General features: G+C 64.0%; 24 protein-coding genes and 1 tRNA gene. 20 read left to right on the top strand and 5 right to left on the bottom strand.

The genetic code is table 11. From position 1 onward, the window contains the following. Window positions 1-30 precede the first annotated feature (30 nt). The 3 genes from J7548_RS16395 to J7548_RS16385 form a co-directional block, all read right to left on the bottom strand. A complete protein-coding gene (locus J7548_RS16395; protein WP_290976679.1) occupies window positions 31-1,593 on the bottom strand; it encodes an NADH-quinone oxidoreductase subunit NuoF in 1,563 nt (520 codons plus the stop codon). Continuing rightward, entirely contained in the window at window positions 1,593-2,069 is a 477-nt protein-coding gene (locus J7548_RS16390; RefSeq protein ID WP_290976382.1) for a formate dehydrogenase subunit gamma, read from the bottom strand. The genes J7548_RS16395 and J7548_RS16390 overlap by 1 nt, the downstream gene beginning before the upstream one ends. Before the next feature lie 417 nt (window positions 2,070-2,486). Continuing rightward, a complete protein-coding gene (locus tag J7548_RS16385; protein ID WP_290976379.1) occupies window positions 2,487-4,133 on the bottom strand; it encodes an OFA family MFS transporter in 1,647 nt (548 codons plus the stop codon). Between the two features lie 205 nt (window positions 4,134-4,338). Here J7548_RS16385 and J7548_RS16380 point away from each other — a divergent pair, with 205 nt between their 5' ends. Then, on the top strand, window positions 4,339-5,406 hold the full coding sequence (locus J7548_RS16380) for a substrate-binding domain-containing protein (RefSeq protein WP_290976376.1): 1,068 nt from the start codon (window positions 4,339-4,341) through the stop codon (window positions 5,404-5,406). Window positions 5,407-5,421: 15 nt separating this feature from the next. Here the strand turns inward: J7548_RS16380 and J7548_RS16375 are convergent, their stop codons facing one another. Both J7548_RS16375 and J7548_RS16370 read right to left on the bottom strand, forming a co-directional pair. Then, window positions 5,422-6,336, bottom strand: coding sequence for a LysR family transcriptional regulator (locus J7548_RS16375; RefSeq protein ID WP_290976373.1), 915 nt, complete (start codon window positions 6,334-6,336; stop codon window positions 5,422-5,424). A gap of 65 nt (window positions 6,337-6,401) precedes the next feature. Beyond that, window positions 6,402-7,520: a cellulase family glycosylhydrolase gene (locus J7548_RS16370; RefSeq protein ID WP_290976369.1), complete on the bottom strand. Its 1,119-nt coding sequence runs from the start codon at window positions 7,518-7,520 to the stop codon at window positions 6,402-6,404. A gap of 324 nt (window positions 7,521-7,844) precedes the next feature. Here J7548_RS16370 and J7548_RS16365 point away from each other — a divergent pair, with 324 nt between their 5' ends. The 19 genes from J7548_RS16365 to J7548_RS16275 all read left to right on the top strand — a co-directional run bounded on the left by J7548_RS16365 (window position 7,845) and on the right by J7548_RS16275 (window position 25,350). After that, a complete protein-coding gene (locus tag J7548_RS16365) occupies window positions 7,845-8,771 on the top strand; it encodes a D-hexose-6-phosphate mutarotase (RefSeq protein ID WP_290976365.1) in 927 nt (308 codons plus the stop codon). Window positions 8,772-8,973: 202 nt separating this feature from the next. Beyond that, window positions 8,974-10,053, top strand: coding sequence for a tartrate dehydrogenase (locus J7548_RS16360; protein ID WP_290976362.1), 1,080 nt, complete (start codon window positions 8,974-8,976; stop codon window positions 10,051-10,053). Window positions 10,054-10,213: 160 nt separating this feature from the next. Further along, window positions 10,214-11,233, top strand: coding sequence for a DctP family TRAP transporter solute-binding subunit (locus J7548_RS16355; RefSeq protein ID WP_290976359.1), 1,020 nt, complete (start codon window positions 10,214-10,216; stop codon window positions 11,231-11,233). Between the two features lie 261 nt (window positions 11,234-11,494). Next, complete coding sequence (locus J7548_RS16350; RefSeq protein ID WP_290976356.1) at window positions 11,495-11,938, top strand: surface-adhesin E family protein; 444 nt, start codon at window positions 11,495-11,497, stop codon at window positions 11,936-11,938. A gap of 59 nt (window positions 11,939-11,997) precedes the next feature. Then, a tRNA-Leu gene (locus J7548_RS16345) sits at window positions 11,998-12,082 on the top strand. 315 nt (window positions 12,083-12,397) lie between these two features. Further along, on the top strand, window positions 12,398-13,156 hold the full coding sequence (locus J7548_RS16340) for a beta-ketoacyl synthase chain length factor (RefSeq protein WP_290976353.1): 759 nt from the start codon (window positions 12,398-12,400) through the stop codon (window positions 13,154-13,156). Continuing rightward, window positions 13,149-13,937 (top strand): lysophospholipid acyltransferase family protein, encoded by a 789-nt coding sequence (locus J7548_RS16335; RefSeq protein WP_290976350.1) that lies wholly within the window; start codon window positions 13,149-13,151, stop codon window positions 13,935-13,937. The genes J7548_RS16340 and J7548_RS16335 overlap by 8 nt, the downstream gene beginning before the upstream one ends. A 3-nt stretch (window positions 13,938-13,940) precedes the next feature. Further along, window positions 13,941-14,198 (top strand): phosphopantetheine-binding protein, encoded by a 258-nt coding sequence (locus J7548_RS16330; protein WP_290976347.1) that lies wholly within the window; start codon window positions 13,941-13,943, stop codon window positions 14,196-14,198. A 27-nt stretch (window positions 14,199-14,225) separates the two neighbouring features. Next, window positions 14,226-14,504: an acyl carrier protein gene (locus J7548_RS16325; protein WP_290976676.1), complete on the top strand. Its 279-nt coding sequence runs from the start codon at window positions 14,226-14,228 to the stop codon at window positions 14,502-14,504. Further along, entirely contained in the window at window positions 14,491-15,048 is a 558-nt protein-coding gene (locus J7548_RS16320) for a hypothetical protein (RefSeq protein WP_290976344.1), read from the top strand. Before J7548_RS16325 ends, J7548_RS16320 begins: the two co-directional genes overlap by 14 nt. Further along, the gene (locus J7548_RS16315; RefSeq protein ID WP_290976341.1) at window positions 15,041-16,798 is read left to right on the top strand and encodes an AMP-binding protein; all 1,758 of its coding nucleotides are present in this window, start codon (window positions 15,041-15,043) and stop codon (window positions 16,796-16,798) included. Before J7548_RS16320 ends, J7548_RS16315 begins: the two co-directional genes overlap by 8 nt. Next, window positions 16,795-17,565 carry a glycosyltransferase family 2 protein gene (locus J7548_RS16310; RefSeq protein WP_290976338.1) on the top strand — a complete coding sequence of 257 codons (771 nt, stop codon included), beginning with the start codon at window positions 16,795-16,797 and terminating at the stop codon, window positions 17,563-17,565. The genes J7548_RS16315 and J7548_RS16310 overlap by 4 nt, the downstream gene beginning before the upstream one ends. Then, window positions 17,565-18,527 (top strand): acyltransferase, encoded by a 963-nt coding sequence (locus J7548_RS16305; protein WP_290976335.1) that lies wholly within the window; start codon window positions 17,565-17,567, stop codon window positions 18,525-18,527. The genes J7548_RS16310 and J7548_RS16305 overlap by 1 nt, the downstream gene beginning before the upstream one ends. Continuing rightward, window positions 18,514-20,097: an aromatic amino acid ammonia-lyase gene (locus J7548_RS16300; RefSeq protein WP_290976332.1), complete on the top strand. Its 1,584-nt coding sequence runs from the start codon at window positions 18,514-18,516 to the stop codon at window positions 20,095-20,097. Before J7548_RS16305 ends, J7548_RS16300 begins: the two co-directional genes overlap by 14 nt. A gap of 7 nt (window positions 20,098-20,104) precedes the next feature. After that, complete coding sequence (locus tag J7548_RS16295) at window positions 20,105-20,569, top strand: acyl-CoA thioesterase (protein WP_290976673.1); 465 nt, start codon at window positions 20,105-20,107, stop codon at window positions 20,567-20,569. Then, complete coding sequence (locus J7548_RS16290; protein ID WP_290976329.1) at window positions 20,566-21,186, top strand: outer membrane lipoprotein carrier protein LolA; 621 nt, start codon at window positions 20,566-20,568, stop codon at window positions 21,184-21,186. Before J7548_RS16295 ends, J7548_RS16290 begins: the two co-directional genes overlap by 4 nt. After that, on the top strand, window positions 21,179-23,590 hold the full coding sequence (locus J7548_RS16285; protein ID WP_290976326.1) for an MMPL family transporter: 2,412 nt from the start codon (window positions 21,179-21,181) through the stop codon (window positions 23,588-23,590). The genes J7548_RS16290 and J7548_RS16285 overlap by 8 nt, the downstream gene beginning before the upstream one ends. Continuing rightward, window positions 23,587-24,150, top strand: coding sequence for a DUF3261 domain-containing protein (locus J7548_RS16280; RefSeq protein WP_290976324.1), 564 nt, complete (start codon window positions 23,587-23,589; stop codon window positions 24,148-24,150). Before J7548_RS16285 ends, J7548_RS16280 begins: the two co-directional genes overlap by 4 nt. Before the next feature lie 6 nt (window positions 24,151-24,156). Continuing rightward, the gene (locus tag J7548_RS16275) at window positions 24,157-25,350 is read left to right on the top strand and encodes a beta-ketoacyl-[acyl-carrier-protein] synthase family protein (protein ID WP_290976321.1); all 1,194 of its coding nucleotides are present in this window, start codon (window positions 24,157-24,159) and stop codon (window positions 25,348-25,350) included.

The following is a 25,350-nucleotide window of genomic DNA, read 5'->3' as shown; positions in this document are numbered from 1 at the left end:
TTACGTATTCTTACGTATTCGATACAGAGGTCAGGCCGCCTTCTCGCTGGGCGTGCCGAAGTCTTCCGGGAAATGGTTCAGCGCCGACAGCACCGGGAACGGCGTCATGCCGCCCATGGCGCACAGCGAGCCGTTGACCATGGTGTCGCACAGGCTGCGCAGCAGATGCACCTGCTGCGGGCGATCCTGGTTGGCGACGATCTTGTCGATCACTTCCACGCCGCGGGTGGAACCGATGCGGCACGGCGTGCACTTGCCGCAGGATTCGATCGCGCAGAACTCCATCGCGTAGCGCGCCTGTTGCGCCATATCCACCGTATCGTCGAACGCCACCAGTCCGCCGTGGCCGATCATGGCGCCGATGGCGGCGAAGGCTTCGTAGTCCAGCGGGGTGTCGAACTGGCTGGGCGGCATGTAGGCTCCCAGCGGGCCGCCCATCTGCACCGCGCGGATCGGCCGGCCGCTTTCGCTGCCGCCGCCAAAGTCTTCCAGCAACTGGCGCAGGGTCAGGCCGAAGGCTTTCTCCACCAGTCCGCCGCGCTTGATGTTGCCGGCCAGTTGGAACGGCAGCGTGCCCGTCGAACGGCCGACGCCGTAGTTCTTGTAGAAGTCGGCGCCACGCGCCAGGATGACGGGCACCGAGGCCAGCGAGATCAGGTTGTTGATTACCGTCGGCTTGCCGAACAAACCCTCCAGCGCTGGCAGCGGCGGCTTGGCGCGCACCACGCCGCGCTTGCCTTCGATGCTCTCCAGCATGGCGGTTTCCTCTCCGCAGATGTAGGCGCCGGCGCCCTTGCGCACTTGCAGCCGGAAGGCATGGCCGGAGCCGAGGATGTCGTCGCCCAGATAACCGTTCTCCGTGGCGATGGCAATGGCTTCGTTCAACGCGGAGATGGCGTGCGGATACTCCGAACGCACATAGATATAGCCCTCGGTGGCGCCGACGGCGACGGCGGCGATCGTCATGCCTTCGATCAGCATGAAGGGGTCGTCTTCCATCACCATGCGGTCGGAGAAGGTGCCGGAGTCGCCTTCATCGGCATTGCACACCACATACTTCTGCGATGCCTTGACGCCCGCCACGGTCTGCCATTTGATGCCGGTCGGGAACGCCGCACCGCCGCGCCCGCGCAGGCCGGAATCGAGCACCTGCCGCACCACGGCTTCAGGCGTCATCGCCAGCGCCTTCTTCAGGCCGGCATAGCCTTCATGGGCGAGATAGTCGTCCAGCGACAGCGGATCGGTCACGCCCACGCGGGCAAAGGTCAGGCGCTCCTGGTTCTTCAGGTAGGGGATTTCCTCGGTCAGTCCCTGCTTCAGGGGATGTTCGCCGCCGCCCAGGAAGCCGGCATCAAACAAACCCGGCACATCGCCCGTGTCGACCGGGCCGTAAGCCACGCGGCCCGCTCCGGTCGACACTTCCACCAGCGGCTCCAACCAGAACATGCCGCGCGAACCGTTGCGCACGATCTTCACGTTGGCGCCGCGCTTGGCGGCCTCAGTAGCGATGGCGGCGGCTACGTCGTCGGCCCCCAGCGCCAGCGCGGTGGAATCGCGCGGGACGTAGACGGTCACAATATCGGTCGTCGTCATCATGCACCTCGCTTAGCCTGTACCAGGCGCTGGAATTTGTCGGCGCCCACGCGCGCGTACAGCTCGTCGTCGATCATGACGTTAGGGCCGCAGGCGCACTGGCCCAGGCAGTAGACGGGTTCGAGCGTGAACTGGCCGTCAGCGCTGGTTTCGTGGAAGCCGCAGCCCAGCAGATTCTGGGCATGCTCGGCCAGCGCCTGTGCGCCGCGCGCCTGGCAGGCTTCAGCGCGGCATACCTGCACCACGTGCTTGCCCGGCGGCTGCTGGCGGAAGAAGTGATAGAAGGAAATCACGCCATGCACCTCGGCGCGCGAAACGTTGAGCTCGCCGGCGATCATCGGCACCGCATCCGCCGGGATGTAGCCGATTTTCTCCTGGATGCCGTGCAGGATGGGCAGCATGGCGCCGGCCATCCCCTTGCGTTCATCGATGATGCCGCGCACCGCGGCCGTATCGAAGTCTTGTTGCCTGTTCATTGAAGTCTCCTGCCTCGCTGTGAAACGCCGCTGTTCATTGCGAATCTTGTTGCCGGCGTTTAGGGTCACGCTGAATAAGTCTCCGCGATGTGCCGTCCCTGGTTTGGGATGGGATGCAAGGCGCAAACCACAGCCGGGCTGGTAGCCCGGCGAGGATTTGCAACGCGGCAGACCGCCCAAACCGGGGGCGACACGCGCGGAGACTTATTCAGCGTGACCCTAGTATCAAATGAAACTGGGTATGGCATGCATACAGAACGGCTGCGCCGTTGTTGCCCGCTCTTGTTATTGATAGTCGCTGACACAACCCCCCTGCGGATCGCTTCCCCTTGCGGGTTGTGTCAGCGGCTTTCGCCGCTGGCCGGCGCCCTTGCGGGCGCCGGCGATATTGCCTTGCTTGCTTCGCCGATCAGCGAATCAACGGAACAGCACCGCCGATTTCTGCAGCACCAGGGTGATGCCCCAGATCAGCGGAATGCCCACTGCAGCCCACGCCAGGCCGATCACCAGCGGGTTGCCGCCGGAACCGATCTTGGACATGTCCGCCGAAGAGGCGGTGGCAGCCGCTTCGGCAGCCGACTTCTCGTGCGCCAGCTTCTTTTCATGCGCCAGTTCTTCCGGCGTCATGAAGTGCTTGGCGGCGACCGGACGGATCAGCAGGTTGCAGATCAGGCCCAGCACCAGCATGCCGGCCAGGATGTACATCGTGGTGTTGTAGACCTGGTCCTTCGGCATGCCCAGCGACAACTGGTATTCGCGCATGTAGTTCACCACCACCGGGCCCAGGATGCCGGCGGTCGCCCACGCGGTCAGCAGGCGGCCGTGGATGGCGCCCACCATCTGGGTGCCGAACAAGTCGGCCAGGTAAGCGGGAACGGTGGCGAAACCGCCGCCATACATCGACAGGATGACGCAGACCGCGCCGACGAACAGGGCGATGCTATGGCCCTTGGCCGACCACGGCAGGCTGACATACAGCACGAAGCCCAGCACGAAGAAGATCGCGTAGGTCATCTTGCGGCCGAAGAAGTCGGAACACGATGCCCAGGCGAAACGGCCGCCGATGTTGAACAAGCTGATCAGGCCGGTGAAGCCGGCCGCCAGCGCGGCGATCGCGGTCTTCTGTTCAGCCGACAGGTCGTTGAAGCCGATGTCCAGGCCCAGCAGGTGGCCGCCGAACACTTCCTGCAGCATCGGCGAAGCGATGCCGATCACGCCGATGCCGGCCGACACGTTCAGGCACAGCACCAGCCACACCAGCCAGAACTGGGGAATGCCCCAGACCTTGGAGACGTGCACGTGGTTCTGGGTGACCATGGCGCTGCTGGTGTTGGCTGCGGGCGGCGTCCAGCCGGCCGGCTTCCAGCCCGAAGGCGGCACGCGGTAGCCGAAGGCGCCGGCCATCATGAACACGAAGTAGATCGCGGCCATGGCGACGAAGGTTTCCCACACGCCGACCGAGGTCGGGGTGGCGAACTTCTTCATCAGCGCGTCGGCCAGCGGCGTGCCGACCAGCGCGCCGCCGCCGAAGCCCATGATGGCCATGCCGGTCGCCATGCCGCGGCGGTCCGGGAACCACTTGATCAGGGTCGACACCGGCGAGATGTAGCCCAGGCCCAGGCCGACGCCGCCGATGACGCCGGAACCGACCCACATCAGCCACAGCTGGTGGGTCTTGACGCCAACCGCCGAGATCAGCAGGCCGCCGCACCAGCACAAGGCTGCCACGACGCCGGCCTTGCGCGGGCCGGCGTGTTCCAGCCAGCCGCCCCAGATCGCGGCGGAAATGCCGAGCAGGACGAAGAACATGGTGTACATCCAGCCCAGCATGGAGATTTTCCAGTCACAGGCGGATGAGAAGATTTGCGCGAAGAAGCCGACATCAGCGCCGCAGGCGATCGGCGCGGTAACGCCCAACGCCTTCGACAGCGGCAACCAGAACACGGAAAAGCCGTAGGCCATGCCGATACAAAGGTGGATTGCAAGTGCAGCCGGCGGCACCAACCAACGGTTGAAGCCCGGCTTGGCGACCGTATGTTCCTTGTTCAGGAAATCGAAAGCCATTATTCCTCCGAATAATTATATTGTTGTGGATCGAGAGGGAAATCGTTGCAAAGCCGGTAGGATCGGCGCGCCAATCCATCTTTGCAATGACGTTCCCTGTTTATTTATATATGTACAACACTACATATATTTTTTATCATTTATGTAGGCTGCCCGGAAATTATCCCTTAAAAACAAGCGGGTCAATATGCTATATTTTTCATAAATGTATAAAGTCCGGATCAAGCCGCACTGGGAGATCGCCTACGACAACGAGGCGCCGCTCGACACGGCCAACCTGTTGACCCTGCTGGCCGCAATCCAGCAGAGCGGCTCGATCGCGCAGGCGGCCCAGCAGATCCGCTATTCGTACCGGCATGCCTGGGGCTTGCTGCGCGACGCCGAACGCATCTTCGGCAACCACCTGATCGACAGCGGCCGCGGACGCGGCACCACCCTCACCCCGTTCGCCGACAAACTACTGTGGGCCGACCGCATGGTGACGGCGCGCCTGTCGCCCACGCTCGACAGCCTGGCGTCGGAACTGGAAGTGGAACTAGGCAAGACGGTGGAAGGCAAATCGGAGACGGTGCGCCTGAACGCCAGCCACGGTTTCGCGGTGGCCGCCTTGCTGGGCAAGTTCAATGAAGCGCGCCTGCCGGTGGAAGTGCGCTACCGCCACAGCACCGATGCCGTGGCCGCGCTGTCGCGCCAGGAATGCGACCTGGCCGGCTTCCATGTGCCGCTGGGCGAATTCGAACGCCCGGCCATCGCCACCTATGCCAAATGGCTCAACAAGCGCAGCGACTGCCTGATCCACCTGGCGGTGCGCAACCAGGGCTTGTTCGTGGAACAGGGCAATCCCAAGAATGTGAAATCGCTGGCCGACCTCACCCGCGGCGACCTGCGCTTCGTCAACCGCGAGGCGGGTTCAGGCACACGCATGCTGCTGGAGCTGATGCTCTCGGGCAGCGGCATCAACCATAAAAATATCAACGGTTTCGAGAACACCGAATTCACGCATTCGGCGGTGGCGGCCTTCATCGCCAGCGGCATGGCCGACGTCGGTTTCGGCGTGCAGACCGCGTCCCAGCGTTTCGGGCTGGAATTCATCCCGCTGGTGCGCGAGCGCTATTTCTTCGCGCTGCCGGCGGCATCGCTGCACGACCCGCTGATCCGCGCCGTGATCGACATCCTGCAATCGGAATCCTTCCGCGCCGCGGTCAACAACCTGGCCGGCTACGACGCCACCGACACCGGCAAGATCCAGACCTTGAAGGAAGCCTTCGGCTGAACGCCCGGCAGTCCGTCAGAGCGTGAGCGCCGGCGCATTCACATCCAGGTTCTTCTGCAGGAAACGCACGCACTCGCGCACCTTGGCCGAATTCTTCAACTGCAACGGATACACCGCGCACAGGTCGGCCTCCTGGTAGTACTGCGGCAAGACGCGCACCAGCCGGCCGCGTTTCAGGCTCCCGGCCACGTCCCAGATCGAGCGCAGGATGATGCCGTGGCCGTCCACCGCCCACTGGTGGATGATCTCGCCATGGTTGGAAGCCAGCCCGCCCGACACCTTGACCGTTTCCGCCCCCTTGGGACCTGTCATGCGCCAGATGCCGAACGCCTGGTTGCGCTCGCGGATCACCAGGCACCGGTGCTGGCGCAACGCGGCCAGGTCGGCCGGCATGCCATGGCGCTTGAGGTAGTCGGGGCTGGCGCACAGCACGCGCTGGCTGGGCATGAGGCGCTTGGAAAACAGGTGCGGCTCATGCCCCGGTCCGACGCGGATGTCGAGATCGAAACCTTCGTTGACCAGGTCGATCTGGCGGTCCACCAGCTCCAGCTGGATCTTCAGCTCCGGATGCAGCGCCGCGAATTGCGACAGCACGGGCGAGACATACTTGCGGCCCAGGCCGAAGCTGGTGCTGATCTTCAGCAGCCCGCGCGGCACCTGCTTGGCGCTGCTCACCGTCTCCATCATCTGCTCGACGTCGTCGAGTATCCTGCGCGCCCAGTCGTGGACGTTGCCGCCCTCCTCCGTCATCACCACGCTACGCGTGGTGCGGTGGAACAGGCGCACGCCCAATGCCTGCTCCAGCAAGGCGATGCGCTTGCTGATGTAGGCCGGCGACGCACCGACTTCCTTGGCCGATTCGGCAAAGCTGCTGCGGCGCGCCACCACGCAAAACAGGCGCAGGTCTTCCAACAGAGGGGAATTGTTCACTGTTCGTAGCGGATTGGTTCAACGATGTGTGGATTATAGCCAGCTATCCGCTTGCCACCTGTTTGTCATTCCCCGCCTTGCAGGCGGCGCCGTATCACGTCGAACTCCGGCGTGGCCCTGCGCACGACCGGATCGGGCAAGCCCTTTTCCATCGCATCCCAATAAGTCCACGGCACCTTGCCCTTGCCCAGCTCGTAGTCCATCGCATCCCAGTTGTCTTCGCGGAACGCGTAGAAAGCCCAGTGCACGCCGGCCCGCTGCAGCACCGCCAGGACATCGTCGAGATACCGCTCGCAGCTGTCGAGCGTGCGGATGCAACCGAACTCGCCGGCCACCATGCGCGACATCGGAATGCCGTGGGCGCGCGCCCAGGCCAGCGGCTGGTCGAGGTAGGCGGCGACGCGCTGCCCGTCCCAGTATTGCGCCGCGCCGCCGAAACGGCTGTCGCCGGGATAGCGCAGCGGCGGCTTGCGGCGCAAGTTCGGCCCGCTGGTGGTCGCATAGGGCTCATACATATGGAAGCTGTACAGCGTGCGCGTATCGGCCAGCGGCCCCGGCCAATAGGCGAAGGCATCCGCCGCCGCATACCATCCCGCGTCGACCATGATGGGCGTGTCCGGGTCGACTTCGCGGATGGCGCGGATGAGTTCGGCATAAAACGCCGGCAAGTCGCGGCTGCCGCCCTTCTTGTCCGCATACCATTGCAACATGCGCCCGGGCGCCGCATGCTCCGGCAAGCCGCCCATCTTTTCGGGCGCCGGTTCGTTGATCAGGTTGTAGGCGGCGATGCCCGGCTGCCCGCGCAGCGCCCGCGCCAGGTCGCGCCAGAAACGCGCGGCCTCGCGCCAGTGCCGGCGATCCTGCCAAAGGCAGTCGTCGAACTTGCCGCCATTGTTCTGCGACCAGCGCGCATACGGCAGCGACAGCGGCGCGATCACCGCTTTCAGGCCCGCCTTGTCTATGCGGCCCAGCACTTCCTTGAGCGTGGCCAGGTCGCGTTCGGCCACGCCCTGGTAGCGGTCGGCATCGCCCATCAGGAAATCCCGCTCCTGTGCCTTCCATTTATCGTAGGAAAGCCGCACCCAATCGGCGCCATGCGCACGCAGGGCATCGAAGTAGGCCTGGTCCGGCGGCAATCGGTTGAAGCTGTTGGCCCCGTGCCGGGGGCGCTCCCAAAATTGCATCGGATCGGCGACGATAGTCGCGGTAGCCGTGCTCGACAGAATTAGAAGAAAAAGGAAGAAACTCAGTTTTCGAATCGAATGGTGCAGTGTCATCATAGTCGGCGCGCCAGGTCGGGAAAACGCCATTGGACAGTACGGGAACAACATCCGTGCTTTACAGGGCAACGTATTTATTCGAGAAATCGATCTTTCTGAGCATGCCCGGATGGCATGAAACCATATAAAAATGACAAGCCCCGCGGCGAGGAGAAATCGCCCGGCCATTCCTCAGCGGGGCGAAATGTGGCAGGCTTGCACTATCGCAATTTTTTCGGAGTTTCCAGCATGACCACGACAGATGACGGGACTGTTCCGCAGGAAGTCCCGCATATCCAGCGCATCGAAGTCAACCAGCTCCAATGCCTGCGCATCCAGACCGCCAGGGCCGAGCTGCTGGTGGCCGAGCAAGGCGCGCAAGTACTGCGCTACCAGGTGCATGGCCAGGAGCCGGTAGTCTGGATGAGCGAAGAAGCCGCCTTCGAAGCCGGCAATTCGGTGCGCGGCGGCATCCCCGTCTGCTGGCCGTGGTTCGGCGACCTGATGCGCAACCCGCCGCAGGTGCAGGCGCTGCATGCCGGCGGCCGCTTGCCGGCGCACGGTCTGGTGCGCGGCATCGAGTGGTCGCTGAAGGAAAGCGCCATCGAGGGCGACAGCGTGCGCCTGGTGCTGGCGATCCCGCCCGTCCAGGATTCGCCCGGCCTGCGCCACCTGCCCGCCGGGCTGGAGCTGCGCCTGGAAATCCTGCTGGACGACCGTCTTCACCTGAACCTGACCACCCGCAACGGCAGCGAGCAGCACATCGCCCTGACCCAGGCGCTGCACACCTACTTCGCCGTAAGCAGCATCCATGAGGTGGCGGTGGAAGGTCTGGAAGGACGGCGCTACATCGAAACGCTGGAAGGCTGGGCTGAACGCGAACAGAAGCGCGAACTGGTGGTCAGCGGCGAAACCGACCGCATCTACCTCGACCTGCCGCCCCAGCTGGCGATCCGCGACGACGGCTGGAAGCGCCGCATCCGCATCGAAGCCAGCGGCTCGACCTCGGCCGTAGTGTGGAACCCGTGGGCGAGCAAGGCGCGCCGCCTCTCCCAATTCGCCGACGACGCCTGGCAGCGCATGCTGTGCATCGAAACCGCCAACGTGATGGAAGACCTGGTCGAACTGGCGCCCGGAGAAGAACACACGATGGGCGTCGCCATGTGGGCTGAGTAAGCCGCAGCCGCTCCCGAGCGCATGCATCCCCTGCAAGCCCGGCCCTGCGCCGGGCTTTTTCTTGCCCGCATTGGATGCGCCAATTATTTACATATCGTGTTTTATGGAATAACCGATCCGTGCATGATCGCCGCGCGAATACGTTTATGATTTCCGGTCAGACGGCTTGCCCCATGGGCGCCGCATCATCCAGGAGAACAGCATGGCAAGAAAACATAAAGTCGCGGTCATCGCCGGCGACGGCATCGGACAGGAAGTCATCCCGGAAGGCTTGCGCGCGGTCGAGGCCGCCAGCAAGAAGTTCGGCATCGAGATCGAATTCACTCACTTCGACTGGGCCCACTGCGGCTACTACGAAAAGCACGGCAAGATGATGCCGGACGACTGGTTCGACCAGTTGAAGGGCTTCGAAGCGATCTTCTTCGGCGCGGTCGGCTGGCCGGCCACGGTGCCCGACCACGTTTCGCTGTGGGGTTCGCTGCTGAAGTTCCGCCGCGAGTTCGACCTGTACGTCAACCTGCGCCCGGTGCGCCTGATGCCCGGCGTGCCCTGCCCGCTGGCCAACCGCAAGCCCGGCGACATCGATTTCTACGTGGTGCGCGAAAACACCGAAGGCGAGTACTCTTCCATCGGCGGCCGCATGTATGAGGGCACTGAGCGCGAGACCGTGATCCAGGAATCGGTCTTCACCCGCAAGGGCACCGACCGCATCCTCAAGTTCGCCTTCGACCTGGCGCAAAGCCGCCCGAAAAAGCACCTGACCTCGGCCACCAAGTCCAACGGCATCGCCATCACCATGCCCTACTGGGACGAGCGCGTGGAAGCCATGGGCCAGCAGTACCCCGACATCAGGCGCGACAAGTACCACATCGACATCCTGACCGCCCACTTCGTACTGAACCCGGACCGCTTCGACGTGGTGGTGGCCTCGAACCTGTTCGGCGACATCCTCTCCGACCTCGGTCCCGCCTGTGCCGGCACCATCGGCATCGCGCCCTCGGCCAACATCAACCCGTCGCGCGAACTGCCGTCGCTGTTCGAACCGGTGCACGGCTCGGCACCGGACATCTTCGGCAAGAACATCGCCAACCCGATCGCCACCATCTGGTCGGGCGCGATGATGCTGGACTTCCTCGGCAATGGCGACGCCAAGTACCGGCAGGCGCACGACGCCATCCTGGCCGCCGTCGAGCACGTGCTCCAGGAAGGCCCCAAGACCCCGGACCTCGGCGGCAAAGGCGACACCACCTCGGTCGGCAAAGCCATCGCGGCAGCGATCTGATCCTGGCCAGGCAGGCTCCCGGCGGCTTCGCGGCCGCCGGCCCTGGCGCCACCGGCCGCCACCACCGTTTTCACACCCCTCCGTGCCACGGAGCAGCAGCACGCAGTCCCCGCGGCGGCGCCATGCCGCCCTTCACTATTAAAAATGACGAGGAGACACAATGAAAACCTGGAAGACCCTGGGCCTGCTTGCCCTGTTCGCACAACTGGCGGCCGGCGCGCCGGCGCATGCCCAGCAGCCGCCGATCGTCATCAAGTTCAGCCACGTGGTCGCGGCCAATACCTCCAAGGGCAAGGCCGCCGAATACTTCAAGAAGATCGTCGAGGAACGCACCCAGGGCCGGGTCAAGGTGGAGGTCTACCCGAACAGCCAGTTGTACAAGGACAAGGAAGAGCTGGAGGCGCTGCAAATGGGGTCGGTGCAGATGCTGGCGCCGACCTTCGGCAAGTTCGGCCCGATCGGCGTGCGCGAATTCGAGGTGTTCGACCTGCCCTACCTGTTCGACAACATGGAGCAGGCGCAAAAAATCACGCAAGGGCCGATCGGCCAGCAACTGCTCAAGAAACTCGACGCCAAGGGCATCGTCGGTTTAACCATGCTCGACAGCGGTTTCCTCGACTGGACTTCCAACAAGCCCATCGTCAAGCCCAATGACATCAAGGGCATGAAGATCCGCATCCAGTCTTCCAAGGTGATCGACGCCCGCACCCGCGCGGTCGGCGCACTGCCGCAGGTGATGGCGTTCTCCGAGCTTTACCAGGGCTTGCAGACCGGCGTGGTGGACGGCCAGGAAAACCCGCCTTCGATCGTCAGCACCTCCAAGCTGTTCGAGGTGCAGAAATACCTGACCCTGTCCGAACACGGCTACCACGGCTACGTGCTGGTGGCCAACAAGCGCTTCTGGGACGGACTGCCGGCCGAGATCAAGCCGCTCATGAACCAGGCCGTCAAGGATACGGCCAACTACTTCAACAGCAATTCGAAAAAGGAAAACGACGACGCCCTGGAAGACATCCGCAAGACCGGCAAGACGCAGATCCTGACCATGACCGCGCAGGACAAGGACGAATGGCGCAAAGCGCAGGCCCCGGTCTACCACGACATGGAAAAGCGCGTGGGCAAGCCGCTGATGGAAGACATCATCAAGACCATCGGCCGCGATCCCGCCGTGCTGAAGTAAGGGTATCGTCCCGAGCGCCGCCGGGTTTTGTCCAGGCCCCGGCGGCGTTTGCCGCATGACCGCCTGCGCGCGCCATGTTAGGATGGACGCCATTCGAATTCTCCCGATCACCGGACTGGACATGTCACTCAGGCTGCAGCGCAATTGGAACCGGCTCCTGGCGGAAACGCTTTTCTGGAGCGTCACGCTGGCGCTGCTGCTGGAAGACGACGTGGCCATGCTGGCTGTCATGCTCAGTTGATCGCCGCGCCTCCTCGCCCTATGGACGTACCGTTTTTCCCCTCATCCATCCTGCATACATCGGCCAGCCTGGCCATCGCAGCGGCCCTGGCCTGCGCGGCGCTGCCGGCCCATGCCGAATGGTCCCCGCTGGGCGACAACAACATCGGCAGCTTCTTCGTCGACAAGAGCAGCATCGTCGTCACCCGCGGCATCCGCCAGGCGCAGATCCTGCTGAACTGGAGCCGTCCCCAACTGCTGATGGGACAGGGCAGCAAGACCTACTACGCGTCGGAAATCTCGACCGCCTACTTCGACTGCGGCAACTACCAGCTGGGCTTCGGCAGCCGCAAAATGTATGCGCAACCGGACGGCAAGGGAGCCTTGCTGCTGGCCCCGCAACTGGCCTATGCCGACGTCAAGCTGCAAGACCCGATCCCCGGCTCCACCGGCGAACGCGCCATCGAGGCCGTCTGCGGCAAATAAGGGCCGGGCATGGGGCTTGCCCATGAATCCAAAATCCGTCATAATCCCGTGCTTGCGTTGCCGGGATGGCGGAATAGGTAGACGCACGGGACTCAAAATCCCGCGCCGCAAGGCGTGCCGGTTCGATTCCGGCTCCCGGCACCAAGGATTCAAGCGCGATGGGCGCAAACGTCTCGCGCCGACAACAAAAATCAGGTAGGTACGATTAATCTCGTTCCTACCTTTTTTTTGGCCCGGATTTCCGCGTAAATTCGTGTCTATTCAGGTGTTTTGTCGTACCATTCCCGCTTATAAAATTTAACTTTTCGCCACCGGATTCGGCCTGCAACATTAACAAAAAAGCAGGCTGGGGGTTCTTGCCACAAGCGGCCTCTCACCCACGAGAGGAGCCTGAGGACGAGGAAGAATCCGGTCAAATAAATTACAGCTAAGACAAGAGCTTCACGGCTTTTCGAAATTATGCTTTTTGGGGATGTCAGTTTTTCTGTCGCATCGCATGCAGCGTGGATTCCAGGAGTCGACTCCGCAGAAGCCTGGCAGCAATGGATCGGTGGCGATCTGCCGGCTGCCGGTTCTTCAGAACCGACAGTCAAGGCGATGCCGCCCATGCTGCGCCGACGTGCCAGCGTGGCCGGGAAAATCGCCCTTGAAGCCGCCTACGCCGCATTGCCGGCGGACTGCGCAACCGACGATATCCCTATAGTGTTTGCATCGCGCCACGGCGAATGCGCGCGCTCGGCCGAACTCTTGCAGGAACTGGCCACCGGCGCCCCACTGTCGCCCGCCTCGTTCAGCCTGTCGGTCCACAACGCCAATGCCGGCCTGTTTTCCATTGCCCGCCGCTCGCGCGGCAACAGCATTGCCGTGGCCGCCGGCCACAGCACGGTAGAGCATGCCGCGATAGAGGCTTGTGGCCTGCTGGCCGATGGCGCCCCGCATGTACTGCTGGTGGCGGCCGACGGTCCCCTGCCCGATGTTTTCGCGCCATACGCCGACTGCCGCGAACAAGCCTTCGGCTGGGCCTGGCTGATGCAAGCCGCCGACGAAAACGCTCCGCTGCCTGCCATATCGCTGCAATGGAGCGCCGCCAATGCCGATGTTGCCGATACCGCCACGCCGGGTGGAACCGATGTGCTGCGCTTCTTCCTCAATACCGCTGCCGCCGACCTGGTACGTCAGGCCGATGGCCGCCGCTGGCACTGGATGCGCCATGCGTGAACATCTCGCCAAACGCGTCAACCGCTACTGGCGAGTGGCGGCCACCGGCCTCTCCTTTGCGGTCTTCGGTCTGGGCGGACTTGCGCTGCGCCTGGTAGTGTTTCCACTACTGGATCTTGCTGTGCGCGACCGCCAGCGCCGCGTACTGCTGGCGCGCAGTGTGATCCGCCTGGCCTTCCGCGGCTTCGTCGAGATGATGCGCCTGCTGGGCGTGATCCGCTACCAGATCACCGGCCTCGAACGCCTGCAGCGAAAAGGCCTGCTGATCCTGGCCAACCACCCTACCCTGATCGACACTGTGCTGTTGATGGCCTTTGTCCGGCACGCCGACTGCATCGTCAAGAATGCACTGTGGCGCAACCCGTTTACACGCGGACCAATCCGTGCGGCCGGCTATATCAGCAACGAACAAGGCCCGGACCTGATTGACGACTGCATCAGCTCGATCCGCGATGGCGGCAACCTGATCATTTTCCCGGAAGGCACGCGCACCCCGCTGGACGGCAACATGACCTTCAAACGCGGCGCGGCCAATGTCGCCGTGCGCGGCGATTGCCCAATCACCCCGGTGCACATCCGCTGCACGCCGGGCACCCTCGGCAAAGGCGGCAAATGGTGGGACGTTCCGGAAACCATTGCGCATTTCCGGATTCACATCGGACAGGATATCCACATCGGCCACGCCATCGGCGCCGACGCGCCGGCATGCGCCGACAATCCCACGCTGGCTGCACGCCAGCTCACCACCTACCTGCAACAGCACTTCATGAAAGAAAGCTAGGCGATGCAAACGCTGGAAGAAGACATCAAAAAACTGATCATCGAGGTTCTGGAACTGGAAGACATGGGGCCGGACGACATCGACAACGCCGCGCCGCTTTTCGGCGACGGTTTGGGATTGGACTCGATCGACGCGCTGGAACTGGGCGTTGCCCTGCAAAAACGCTACGGCATCACGCTGGCGGCGAATTCGGAAGAAACCCGCAAGCATTTCGCTTCGGTACAGGCGCTGGCGGCACTGGTCGCCAGCCATAAGCAATAAAGAAGAGAAACACACAAGAGGCTCATGATGACCACTTTGGCCCCCACCATGAACAAGGACGAGATCTACTCCTGGATCGTCGATATGCTGCATGAGATGTTCGAGATCGACAAGGCTGCGATCACCCCGCAATCCAATCTCTATACCGACCTCGATATCGACAGCATTGATGCGGTCGATATCGTGGTCAAGCTCAACCAGATGACCGGCAAGCGTATCCAGCCGGATGTTTTCCGCACCGTGCGCACGGTGCAGGACGTGGTCGACGTGCTGGCCGCGTTGATGGGCGCCGATGAAAAGGCCTGAACTGCCGAATCTGCTCGGCACGCTGCTTATCCTGCTTTATCCGTTGTTGATCTGGAGCGCGCACGGCAGGATCGAGCCCCGCATGCTGGCGCTGCTGCTGCTGGCCATCGCCAGCGTACGGCTGCTGACCTCGCGCTTGTCTCGCAACTACCGCTGGACCGGACTGGCCGCGCTGGCGTTGGCTGCGCCTGCCCTCTATTGGAATGCGCTGCTGCCGCTGAAGCTTTATCCGGTCGCCATCAGCGCCGGCATGCTGGCACTGTTCGGCTACAGCCTTATCAAACCGCCTTCGATGATAGAGCGGCTGGCGCGCCTGCACGATCCTGACCTGCAGCCCTTCGCCGTCGCCTATACCCGGCGCGTTACTCAGGTATGGTGCGTTTTCTTCGCGGTCAACGGCAGCATCGCCCTCGCCACCGCCATTTGGGCCTCGCCTGCGGCGTGGTCGATGTATACCGGTGTGATCGCCTATGCCGCCATGGGCGTGCTATTCGCCGGCGAATACCTGGTGCGCCTCTACGTACGGCGCCAGCATCATGCGTGAACCGGGCGGCGCGGCACCGCTCGACCTGCTGCAGCTTCCTTTCCAACATTTTCCACCCGACCACGTGGTCGGGTGGCGTGATGGCACGGCCGTTTCCAATCGGACCTTGCGCCGCGATATCCTCGGCTGGAAACGCATGCTGGAACAAAACAACGGACAGCGTTTCGCACTGTTCCATGCCGACTCGCTACACTTCGCCGCCACGCTGTTCGGCGCCTGGCTTGCCGGCAAGACGGTCTACCTCCCCAGCGATGCCCTTCCCGAAACCTGCCGCGCGCTGCAATCAGAAGTCGACGGCTTCCTCGGCGACTTCGAGGCTGCATGGCAGCCGCTGCATCCGGGCGAAGACATTTCCGCGCATGACGACGGCTCCGCATGGCCGGCGCTGGCGGCCGACTTCCCGGCACTGGTGGTCTACACCTCCGGCAGCACCGGACTGGCGCAAGCCATCCCCAAGAAACTGATCCAAATGGCCAGCGAAGTGGCAACGCTGGAAACGCAGTTCGGCGGCAACTTGGGGGATGCCGAAATCGTCGCTACCGTCTCGCACCAGCATATCTATGGACTGCTGTTCAAGGTACTGTGGCCGATACCGGCCGGGCGCGCCGTGCATGCGCAAAGTGCCTTCTTCCCGGAAGACCTGAAACGCATCGTGCCTTCGCGCCCCTGGGCCTTGCTCTCCAGCCCGGCCCACCTGAAGCGCCTCCCCGATCAGCCGACACTGCCAGACACTACTCGGATGCGCGCGATCTTTTCCTCAGGCGGACCATTGTCGGCCGAGGCGGCACGTCAGACTTGGCAACTGTTCGGCCACAGCCCGCTGGAAATCTACGGCAGTTCGGAAACCGGCGGCATCGCCTGGCGGCAGCCGCATCACGATCCGGCATTACGCGACGAGCGCTGGCAAGCCATGCCCGGCGTGACGTTGCGCATTAATACCGATGCCGCACTGGAAGTACGCTCGCCCCATTTGCCCGACGATGCATGGTTCGCCATGGCTGACCGAGCCGAGATGGCTCCCGGAGGTTTTTACCTGCGCGGACGCGCCGACCGCATCGTCAAGCTGGAAGAAAAACGCATCTCGCTGGATCAAATCGAACGCCTGCTGATGGACAGTCCACTGGTGGCCGAAGCACGTGTGCTGGTTCATGAAGGCACGCGGGGACGCCAGTTCATCGCAGCCTTCGCGGTGTTGACAGCAGACGGCCGGCAATTGCTGGAACGACGAAGCAAGATTGCCCTGAATGCCGCCCTGCGCGCAACGCTCTCCGGCGCCATAGAAAGCATCGCATTGCCGCGCCTATGGCGCTACCTTGACGCCATGCCGGTGAATCAGCAGGGAAAAATCACTGTGGCGGCACTGGCCGCGCTGCTGCAACCAGCCGCCCCGGCAGCAACGCAACGTCCTACCATGCCCGACATCACGGAGCTTCAGCGTTCCGAAAATACCGTGCAACTGTCGCTGTGCATTCCGGATGACCTGTTGTACTTCGAAGGCCACTTCCCCGGCGCGCCCATCTTGCCAGGCGTCGTCCAGACCGACTGGGCGCTGGCGCTGGGGCGGCGCTGTTTCGATCTGCCGCCGCGCTTTCTCGGCATGGCCGCGCTCAAATTCCAGCGCGTGATCTCGCCCGGCGCGACGGTGACACTGGATCTGCAATACGATGCCGCCAAGGGCGCACTATCCTTCCGCCTGCACTCCGAAGCAGGGCAGCACGCCAGCGGACGCTTCATGCTGGGGCCGAAATGAACCTCGCCGCCTACAAAGCCGCCGCCGTCATCCCGGTCTACAACCATGAACATGCCATCGCCGCAGTAGTGCAAGCGGTGCTGGGCCACAAGCTGCACTGTGTGCTGGTCGACGATGGCTGCAGCGCCGCCTGCGCCAAGGTGCTGCGTGACATCGCCCAAGCGCATCCGGAACGGATAACGCTGCTGGTGCATGCGCACAACCAGGGCAAGGGTGGCGCCGTCATGACCGGCTTGCGCCATGTCGCCCAGGCCGGCTATACCCATGCGCTGCAGATCGATGCCGACGGCCAGCACGAGGCTGCCGATATCCCGCGCTTCATCTCGGCATCGCAAGCCGCGCCGCTGGCTGTGATAAATGGCAAGCCAATCTACGACCAAAGCGTTCCCAAGGGCCGCCTCTACGCCCGCTATCTCACCCACGTCTGGGTCTGGATCAATACGCTGTCGCTGGAGATCAGCGACTCCATGTGCGGTTTCCGCCTGTATCCGCTGGCGCCCACGATCAATCTGATGAACAGCGCCCATATCGGCCGCCGCATGGACTTCGATACCGAAATCCTGGTGCGCCTGTACTGGCGCGGCCTGCGGGTGCGCAATCTGCCTACGCGGGTGCGCTACCCGGCCGATGGCGTCTCGCATTTCAAAGTCTGGCTGGACAACGCGTTGATCTCGCGCATGCATGCGCGGCTGTTCTTCGGCATGCTGCTGCGCTCGCCGCTGCTGCTGTCACGCCGGCTGTGCCGGACCTTGGCAGGGAATACCTGATGGCGGCGCCAGGGCAATCGCGCCACTGGGCGCAGATCAATGAAGTCAGCTTCGTGGCCGGCATGCGCTTGCTGTTCGCGGTCTACCGCCTGTTCGGACGGCTGCCGTTCCGCCTCATGCTGTACCCGGTTCTGTGCTGGTACATTGCCGCCAACGGCCGCGCACGCCGCGCCTCGCACGCCTATCTGGCACAAGTGGAGGCATATCGCCCGGCGCTGGGCGTACATGCCGACATTCGCGGCGTGTTCCGCCATTTCGCCGCCTTCGGCGAAAGCTTGCTGGACAAGATGCTGCTGTGGGGCGGACTGTTTCGCACCGACCGTGTCGAACTGACGGGCCAGGAACACATTGCCGCCGCCATCGCGCAAGGCCGCGGCGGGCTGATCGTCTGCACGCATTTGGGCAACCTGGAACTGTGCCGCGTGATGGGGCGCGAACACCCGGCAATGAAACTGACCGTGCTGGTTCATACCAGGCATGCCCAGGCTTTCAATCGCATGCTGGCCCAGCTCGATGCACGCAGCCAGCTTAACCTGATGCAGGTCACCGACATGTCGCCGGCCACCGCCATGGTGCTGGCCGATAAAGTCGCGCAAGGCGAATTCGTGGTGATCGCCGGCGATCGCGTGCCGGTCTCTCCCAATCCGCGCGTGGCACGTGCGTCCTTCATGGGCCGCGTCGCACCTTTCCCTGTGGGCCCCTACGTACTGGCCTCGCTGTTGCGCTGCCCGGTCTACCTGATGTTTTCCCGGCGCACCGCCAGCGGCGCGCAGGTGAGTTTCGAATTTTTCCGCGACCTGATTGAGCTACCGCGCAACCAGCGTGCGCAACGCCTGGACGAACTGGCGGCCGGCTATGCCGCCCGGCTCGAATTCCATTGCCTGCAAGCGCCTTTCCAGTGGTTCAACTTCTACGATTTCTGGGCCGATTCCGCCATGGATGAACGACATGCCACACATTGATTCCACCACCTCTGCCACTCATCGCGACTTCGTCACTTTCGGCTCCCGCCCTCTGACCATCGAAGACGTGGTCGCGCTGGCGCAACGCAAGGCCGGCGCCGCACTATCCGATGACGCCCCTTTCCTCGACCGCATCCGCCGCGGCGCCGACTTCCTCGACCGCCTGCTGCGCGAAGACGGCACCGTCTACGGCGTCACCACCGGCTACGGCGACTCTTGCACGGTCACCGTGCCGCCCGAACTGGTGGCCGAACTGCCGCATCACCTCTATACCTACCACGGTTGCGGCCTGGGCGCCCTGTTCTCGCCAGAACAAACGCGCGCCATCCTGGCTGCGCGCCTGAACTCGCTGACCCAGGGGTTTTCGGGCGTCAGCGTGGCGCTGCTCAAGCAGATCGAAGCACTGCTGCAGCACGACCTGCTGCCGCTGATCCCCAGCGAGGGTTCGGTCGGCGCCAGCGGTGACCTGACCCCGCTTTCCTACCTGGCAGCAGTGCTGTGCGGCGAGCGAGAAGTATGGCGCGACGGCCAGCAGATTCCCGCCGCCCAGGCGCTGGCCGAGGCCGGCATGACGCCGCTGCGCCTGCGCCCAAAGGAAGGCCTGGCCATCATGAACGGCACCGCCGTCATGACCGCGCTGGCCTGCCTGGCCTACGACCGCGCCCAGTACCTGTGCCGCCTGGCCACGCGCATCACCGCCATGGCCAGCTTCACGCTGGACGGCAATGCCCACCATTTCGACGCCACCCTGTTCTCGGCCAAGCCGCACCCGGGCCAGCAACAGGTGGCCGCCTGGCTTCAATCCGACCTGCCCTGCGGCCAGCCGCACCGCAACGAGAAGCGCCTGCAAGACCGCTATTCGGTACGCTGCGCGCCGCACGTGATCGGCGTGCTCAACGACGCCCTGCCCTGGCTGCGCAGCTATATCGAGAACGAACTCAACAGCGCCAACGACAATCCGCTGATCGATCCCGATGGCGAACGCGTGCTGCATGGCGGCCACTTCTACGGCGGCCACATCGCCTTTGCGATGGACAGCATGAAGACCGCCGTTGCCAATATCGCCGACTTGCTCGATCGCCAGATGGCGCTGATGGTGGACAACCGCTACAACAACGGTCTGCCGTCCAACCTGTCAGGCGCGACCGGCCCACGCGCGGCCATCAACCACGGCCTCAAGGCGCTGCAGATCAGCGCCTCGGCCTGGACCGCCGAAGCGCTCAAGCTGACCATGCCGGCCTCGGTCTTCTCGCGCTCGACCGAATGCCATAACCAGGACAAGGTCAGCATGGGTACCATCGCCGCGCGCGACTGCCTGCGCGTGCTGGAATTGACCGAGCAGGTGGCGGCCGCGCTCCTGATCACGGTGCGCCAGGGCGTGTGGCTGCGCAGCCAGCGCCAGCAAGCCGGCGACACGCCGCTGAACGACCTGCCGGGCGGCCATCTGGCCGCGATGCAGGAAGCGCTGGCGCGCGACATCGCCGTGGTCGACGAAGATCGCATGCTGGAACCCGACCTGCGCCTGCTGCTCCAGCGGCTGCGCAACCAGTCCTGGACACTGTATGAATGATGCGCACATTTCCCAGACGCCGCTGCCGGCCGGCAAGCTGACGCTGGCCAATTCGCCATGGTCCGCCGAAACTGAACTGCAAGTCCAGTTCTACGACCTCGACCCGATGGAGATCGTCTGGCACGGCCGCTACGTCGAGTACATGGAAGCGGCGCGCTGCGTCCTGCTCGACAAGCTCGGCTACAACTATCCGGCAATGAAGGATTCCGGCTATGCCTGGCCGGTAATCGACCTGCACCTGCGCTACGCGGCGCCGGCCACCTTCGGCCAGCGCATCAAGGTCGCAGCCGCCATCGTCGAATGGGAAAACCGCCTGAAGATCGATTACCAGGTGAGCGATGCCGCCAGCGGCGCCCGGCTCACGCGCGCCTCCACCGTGCAGGTGGCGGTGCAGATTTCCAACCGCGAAATGTGTTTTGTGTCGCCGCCGGTGCTGTGGCACAAACTCGGATTGACTCCTTCCGCTCCATGATTTCCTTCAAAACCATCGCCTCGGCCTTGCTGCTGGCCTCCGCCCTGGCCGCACTTCCCGCACAGGCCGCCGCTCCGGTACAACAGATCCAGGCCGCGCTGGCCAAGCCGGCCGTGATGTGCGGCCGCTTCGACCAGACCAAGCAACTGGCCGGCATCAAGAAGCCGCTGCAATCCAACGGCCGCTTCTGCGTCATCAAGGGAAAAGGTATCCTGTGGCAGACGCTGCAACCCTTCCCCAGCACCTTGCGCATCACGCGCGACGCCATTGTGCAGATGCAAAACGGTCGCGTCGCGATGAAGCTGGATGCGCAGCAGGAACCGGTGGTAAAGATGATCAACAGCGTGCTGTTCTCGCTGCTGGCCGGTGACCTGAGCCAGCTCGATTCGCTGTTCGAACTGGATGGCGGGATCCAAAACGGCGCCTGGCGCGTCGCCCTCAAGGCGCGCCAGCCGGCGCTGGCCAAGGCCATCGGCGATATCGCGCTGGACGGCGGCGCCTACGTCGACAAGGTCACGATGAAAGAAGCCGGCGGTGACCATACCGACATCCGCTTCTCCGCCATCAAGACCGGCGAGTCGGCACTGATGGCCGAAGAAGGAGCGATGTTTGACTAAGCTGTCCGGCTCCCTGCAGCGCCGGCTGGCGGCCGCCTGGCTACTGGCCGTACTGCTGCTGGCTGCGCACAATGCCTGGCTGTGGCTGGGCCAGCGCGCCAGCCCCGACACCGACATCCTGGCTCTGCTGCCGGCATCGCGCAACGACGCTGTGCTGCAGCAGGCCTTCGCGCACATGGTCGATTCGGCCCAGCAAAAGGTGGTGGTGCTGGTCGGCGACCGCGACTGGGAACGCGCGACGCAAGCGGCCGACGCCTACCTGGCGGCGCTGCAACCGCAAGCCGCGCTGATCGCGCCGATGGCGGGCAATGCCGCGCAACTGCAAGAACAATGGCTGGCAGTCTTCGGCAACAGCCGCTCGCTATTGCTGTCCGGAGCGCAACGCGCGCAACTCTTATCCTCTGCCCCCGAATATTGGAGCCAACAATCCTTGGCGGGCATGTACGGCGCCTTCGGCGGCCCCAAGCTGGGCGCCTGGCAGGACGACCCGTTCGGCCTGTTCGCCGGCTGGGTGCAGGAACGCGCCCGCGAAACCCCGGTGCGTCCACGCGACGGCCGCCTGTTCGTGGAGCGCGACGGCACATCCTACGTACTGCTGTTGCTGGAACTCAAAGCGCCGGCCTTTTCCATGCAAGTGCAGCGCCAGGTGGTGCCGTTGCTGGCGCAGGCCAGACAGGCCGCGCTGGCGCAAGCCAAGGAAGTCATCACCGGCGGCGTAGTGCTGCATGCGGCGGCTGCCGGCGAGCAAGCCAGTAGCGAAATGGCCACCATCGGCGCCGGTTCGCTGGCCGGCATCCTGCTGCTGATGTGGCTCACCTTCCGTTCCCTCAAGCCCATCCTCTACATCGGCGCTTCGATCGCGGTCGGCTGCCTCGGAGCGCTGTCGGCCTGCATGCTGCTGTTCGGCCATGTGCATTTGCTGACCCTGGTGTTCGGCGCCAGCCTGATCGGCATCGCGCAGGACTACGGCATCTATTTCCTGTGCGCGCGCCTGGGCACGGCAGACACAGTCTCTTCGCCGCAATTGTTCAGGCAACTGCTGCCCGGACTGGGGCTGATGCTGTTGGCTGCCGCAATCGGCTACCTGGGCATGGCTGCCACGCCCTTCCCCGGCTTGCGCCAAATGGCCGTGTTCTCGGCATTGGGCCTGGTATTCGCCTGGATAACCGTGGCCTGCTGGTTCCCGCAACTGGTCGGACCGCACAGCTTGCGCGCGACGCCGGCTGCGCAGGCCTTCGGCCGCAGCATCGATGCCTGGCCCGACTTTCTTGGCAAACAGGCTTGGCACCTGATCCTGCCGGCCGTAGTGGCGATAGCCGGCCTGTGCATCGCTGGCATCGTCCACCTGCAAGTCAGCGACGACATCCGTGCGCTGCAAAAGACATCGCAAGTACTGCTGGACGACCAGATCAAGATCGGCAAGCTGCTCGACATGGCGGCACCGGTGCAGTTCTACCTGGTGCGCGGCGGCTCCGCCGAGGAGGTGCTGCAAAAGGAAGAACAACTGGCCCAGCGCCTGCAACCGCTGGTTGATGCCGGCGTGATCAGCGGCATCCAGGCTGTCTCCAACTGGGTGCCATCGCAGGCCGCGCAGCGCGGCAACCTGGCCTTGGTGCAACAAGCCTTGCTGGAAGCGCGCAACGGCCAACCCGCCGCACTCGCACAAGTAGCGTCGGCCATCGATGAAACGCCGCAGTGGGTGCAAGGCATGCGCGACAGAATCCTGGACAAGGGGCGCACGCTGGCACCTGAAGCCTTCCTCGCCTCACCGGCCGGAGAAGCCACGCGCCACCTGTGGCTGGGCAAGGTCGATGACAGCGGCAGCGCCAGCATCGTCGCCCTCCGCGGCCTGGCCGATTACCGCCAACTGGATAAGCTGGCAGCCGTCGCCGCCAACGTACCCGGTGTGCAATGGGTGGACAAGGTGGCCGACATTTCTTCCGTCCTGAAGTACTACCGCCAATACATGGGCTGGGCCTTGCTGGCCGCCTATGCGGCCATCTTCGCCTTGCTGTCGCTGCGATATCGACGCCATGCCTGGCGGGCACTGGCGCCGCCGCTGGTCGCCAGTTTCATCACGCTGGGATTGTTCGGCTGGCTGGGCCAGCCGCTGCAACTGTTCCATGTATTGGCCGGACTGCTGGTGCTGGGACTGGGGGTGGACTATGGCATCTTCCTGCTGGAACCCTCGCGGCATGCGCGCCGCTATGCCTGGCTGACCGTCGGCCTGTCAGCCGTCAGCGCCCTGCTCTCGTTCGGCCTCTTGGCCTTGAGCGCAAGCCCGCCGCTGCATGCATTCGGCCTGACCATGCTGTGCGGCATGCTGCTGGTATGGCTGCTGGCGCCTTGCTTCACCCACCCGGGCATCGCCAGCACCAACCCCGACGCCAAGGATTGCGCATGAGACTCCCCCGCCCTCTGGCCACGCTGGCTATCGCCCTGATGCTGGCTGCCTGCGCCACTGCCACACCACCCGACACACGAACGCCGGCACGCCTGCAACTGCGCTTGGCGCCCGCCGCGCTGGGTCAGAGCATCAGCCTGCAGCAGCACCTGACGGTGGAGCGCGAAGGCCGCACCGACACTCTCGACACCGCGCTGGAAATCGATGCCGACCACCTCGACCTGGTCGGCCTGGCCTTTGGCCAGCGCGTGATGACATTGCACTACGACGGCCGCGAACTGCAGGTCTGGCGCCATGTCATGCTGCCCAAGCAGGTCCAGGGCGACGATGTATTGCAAGACGTGCAACTGACGCTATGGCCGGCCAAAGCCATCAAAGATGCGCTTCCCGCCGGATGGGAGTTGCGCGAAAACGAAGGCCAACGTACCCTGCTGCTCGACGGCGAAACGATCGCGGTGATCGACTACCCGGACCGCAAGGCATGGGGCGGCAAGGTGATCCTGACCAATCTGCGCTATCAATACAAACTGACCATACAGTCGGTCGTCACCACTGAATAACACCGCATGACCATCTATCTGAACGCATTGGGAATCATCTGCTCGCTTGGCAGTACGCACGACACCATTCGTGCGCGCCTGTTCGCCGGCGACAGCGGCGTTCATCCAGATCCGTGCCGCACCAATGCGGATGGCCAGGCCTTGTCGCTGGGCGCGGTGGCGCCTGCGACGCTGCCTGACGATGACCACCTGCCGCTGCGCGAGCGCAGCCGCAACAACCGCCTGGCACTGGCGGCGCTGGCGCAGATCCGTAGCCAGGTCGATGCAGCCATCACCCGCTTCGGCGCGCATCGGGTCGGCATCGTTCTGGGCACCAGCACCTCTGGTATCGCCGAAAGCGAACAAGCCTTCCGCCAACTGGCATCCGGCGGCGCCCTCCCAGATGCTTTTCACTACGGGCAGCAAGAGCTCGGCTCACCGGCCACGGCGTTGGCAGTCACGCTGGGAACGACCGGCCCGGCCTACGTGCATTCCAGCGCTTGCTCCTCCAGCGGCAAGGCCATGGCCAGCGCCGCCCGGCTGATCAATATGGGCTTGTGCGACGCGGTAATCTGCGGCGGCGCCGACAGCCTGTGCGACTTCACCGTGGCCGGCTTTTCCGCGCTGGAGTCTGTCAGTGCCGAACGCTGCAATCCGCTCTCGGCCAACCGTCGCGGCATCAATATCGGCGAAGGCGCGGCCTTGTTCCTGATGAGCCGGGAACCTGCGCGCGTCGCGCTGCACGGCTGGGGTGAATCGTCCGACGCACACCACATCTCCGCCCCCGACCCGGAAGGCAGGGGCGCCACGCTGGCAATCGGCCAGGCCTTGCGACGCGCAGGCCTGGCACCATCGCAGATCGACTACATCAACCTGCACGGGACCGCCACACCGCAGAACGATGCGATGGAAGCCAAGGCAATCCATGCATTGTTCGGCGCCGGAGTGCCGGTCAGCTCGACCAAGCCATTCACCGGCCATACCCTGGGAGCGGCCAGCGCCATCGAAGCCGGCCTTTGCTGGTTGGCCATGCAGGACAACAACGCCACCGGCCTGCTGCCGCCGCACCTGTGGGACGGCACCGCCGATCCGGCGCTGCCGGCGCTGGACACGGTCGCCGTCGGCCGCGCGTTGGGACATGCGCCACGCCATGTGCTTTCCAATTCCTTCGCCTTCGGCGGCAGCAACGTTGCGCTGGTGTTCTCGCGCATGGAAGGTTGA

It is taken from the genome of Herbaspirillum sp., assembly GCF_017744395.1.
Lineage (GTDB): Bacteria > Pseudomonadota > Gammaproteobacteria > Burkholderiales > Burkholderiaceae_D > Herbaspirillum.
The sequence above is the reverse complement of the archived record's forward strand: the minus strand, read 5'-3'. Positions and strand labels throughout refer to the sequence as shown.

Excerpts from the sequence above, each read along its gene's own strand:
- J7548_RS16340 (WP_290976353.1), top strand. The coding sequence starts at position 12,398 with ATGCTTTTTGGGGATGTCAGTTTTTCTGTCGCATCGCATGCAGCGTGG.
- J7548_RS16305 (WP_290976335.1), top strand. The coding sequence starts at position 17,565 with ATGGCGGCGCCAGGGCAATCGCGCCACTGGGCGCAGATCAATGAAGTC.
- J7548_RS16315 (WP_290976341.1), top strand. The coding sequence starts at position 15,041 with ATGCGTGAACCGGGCGGCGCGGCACCGCTCGACCTGCTGCAGCTTCCT.
- J7548_RS16325 (WP_290976676.1), top strand. The coding sequence starts at position 14,226 with ATGACCACTTTGGCCCCCACCATGAACAAGGACGAGATCTACTCCTGG.
- J7548_RS16280 (WP_290976324.1), top strand. The coding sequence starts at position 23,587 with ATGAGACTCCCCCGCCCTCTGGCCACGCTGGCTATCGCCCTGATGCTG.
- J7548_RS16360 (WP_290976362.1), top strand. The coding sequence starts at position 8,974 with ATGGCAAGAAAACATAAAGTCGCGGTCATCGCCGGCGACGGCATCGGA.
- J7548_RS16395 (WP_290976679.1), bottom strand. The coding sequence starts at position 1,593 with ATGACGACGACCGATATTGTGACCGTCTACGTCCCGCGCGATTCCACC.
- J7548_RS16320 (WP_290976344.1), top strand. The coding sequence starts at position 14,491 with ATGAAAAGGCCTGAACTGCCGAATCTGCTCGGCACGCTGCTTATCCTG.
- J7548_RS16330 (WP_290976347.1), top strand. The coding sequence starts at position 13,941 with ATGCAAACGCTGGAAGAAGACATCAAAAAACTGATCATCGAGGTTCTG.
- J7548_RS16300 (WP_290976332.1), top strand. The coding sequence starts at position 18,514 with ATGCCACACATTGATTCCACCACCTCTGCCACTCATCGCGACTTCGTC.
- J7548_RS16350 (WP_290976356.1), top strand. The coding sequence starts at position 11,495 with ATGGACGTACCGTTTTTCCCCTCATCCATCCTGCATACATCGGCCAGC.
- J7548_RS16310 (WP_290976338.1), top strand. The coding sequence starts at position 16,795 with ATGAACCTCGCCGCCTACAAAGCCGCCGCCGTCATCCCGGTCTACAAC.
- J7548_RS16385 (WP_290976379.1), bottom strand. The coding sequence starts at position 4,133 with ATGGCTTTCGATTTCCTGAACAAGGAACATACGGTCGCCAAGCCGGGC.
- J7548_RS16390 (WP_290976382.1), bottom strand. The coding sequence starts at position 2,069 with ATGAACAGGCAACAAGACTTCGATACGGCCGCGGTGCGCGGCATCATC.
- J7548_RS16275 (WP_290976321.1), top strand. The coding sequence starts at position 24,157 with ATGACCATCTATCTGAACGCATTGGGAATCATCTGCTCGCTTGGCAGT.
- J7548_RS16290 (WP_290976329.1), top strand. The coding sequence starts at position 20,566 with ATGATTTCCTTCAAAACCATCGCCTCGGCCTTGCTGCTGGCCTCCGCC.
- J7548_RS16380 (WP_290976376.1), top strand. The coding sequence starts at position 4,339 with ATGTATAAAGTCCGGATCAAGCCGCACTGGGAGATCGCCTACGACAAC.
- J7548_RS16335 (WP_290976350.1), top strand. The coding sequence starts at position 13,149 with ATGCGTGAACATCTCGCCAAACGCGTCAACCGCTACTGGCGAGTGGCG.
- J7548_RS16365 (WP_290976365.1), top strand. The coding sequence starts at position 7,845 with ATGACCACGACAGATGACGGGACTGTTCCGCAGGAAGTCCCGCATATC.
- J7548_RS16355 (WP_290976359.1), top strand. The coding sequence starts at position 10,214 with ATGAAAACCTGGAAGACCCTGGGCCTGCTTGCCCTGTTCGCACAACTG.
- J7548_RS16370 (WP_290976369.1), bottom strand. The coding sequence starts at position 7,520 with ATGCAATTTTGGGAGCGCCCCCGGCACGGGGCCAACAGCTTCAACCGA.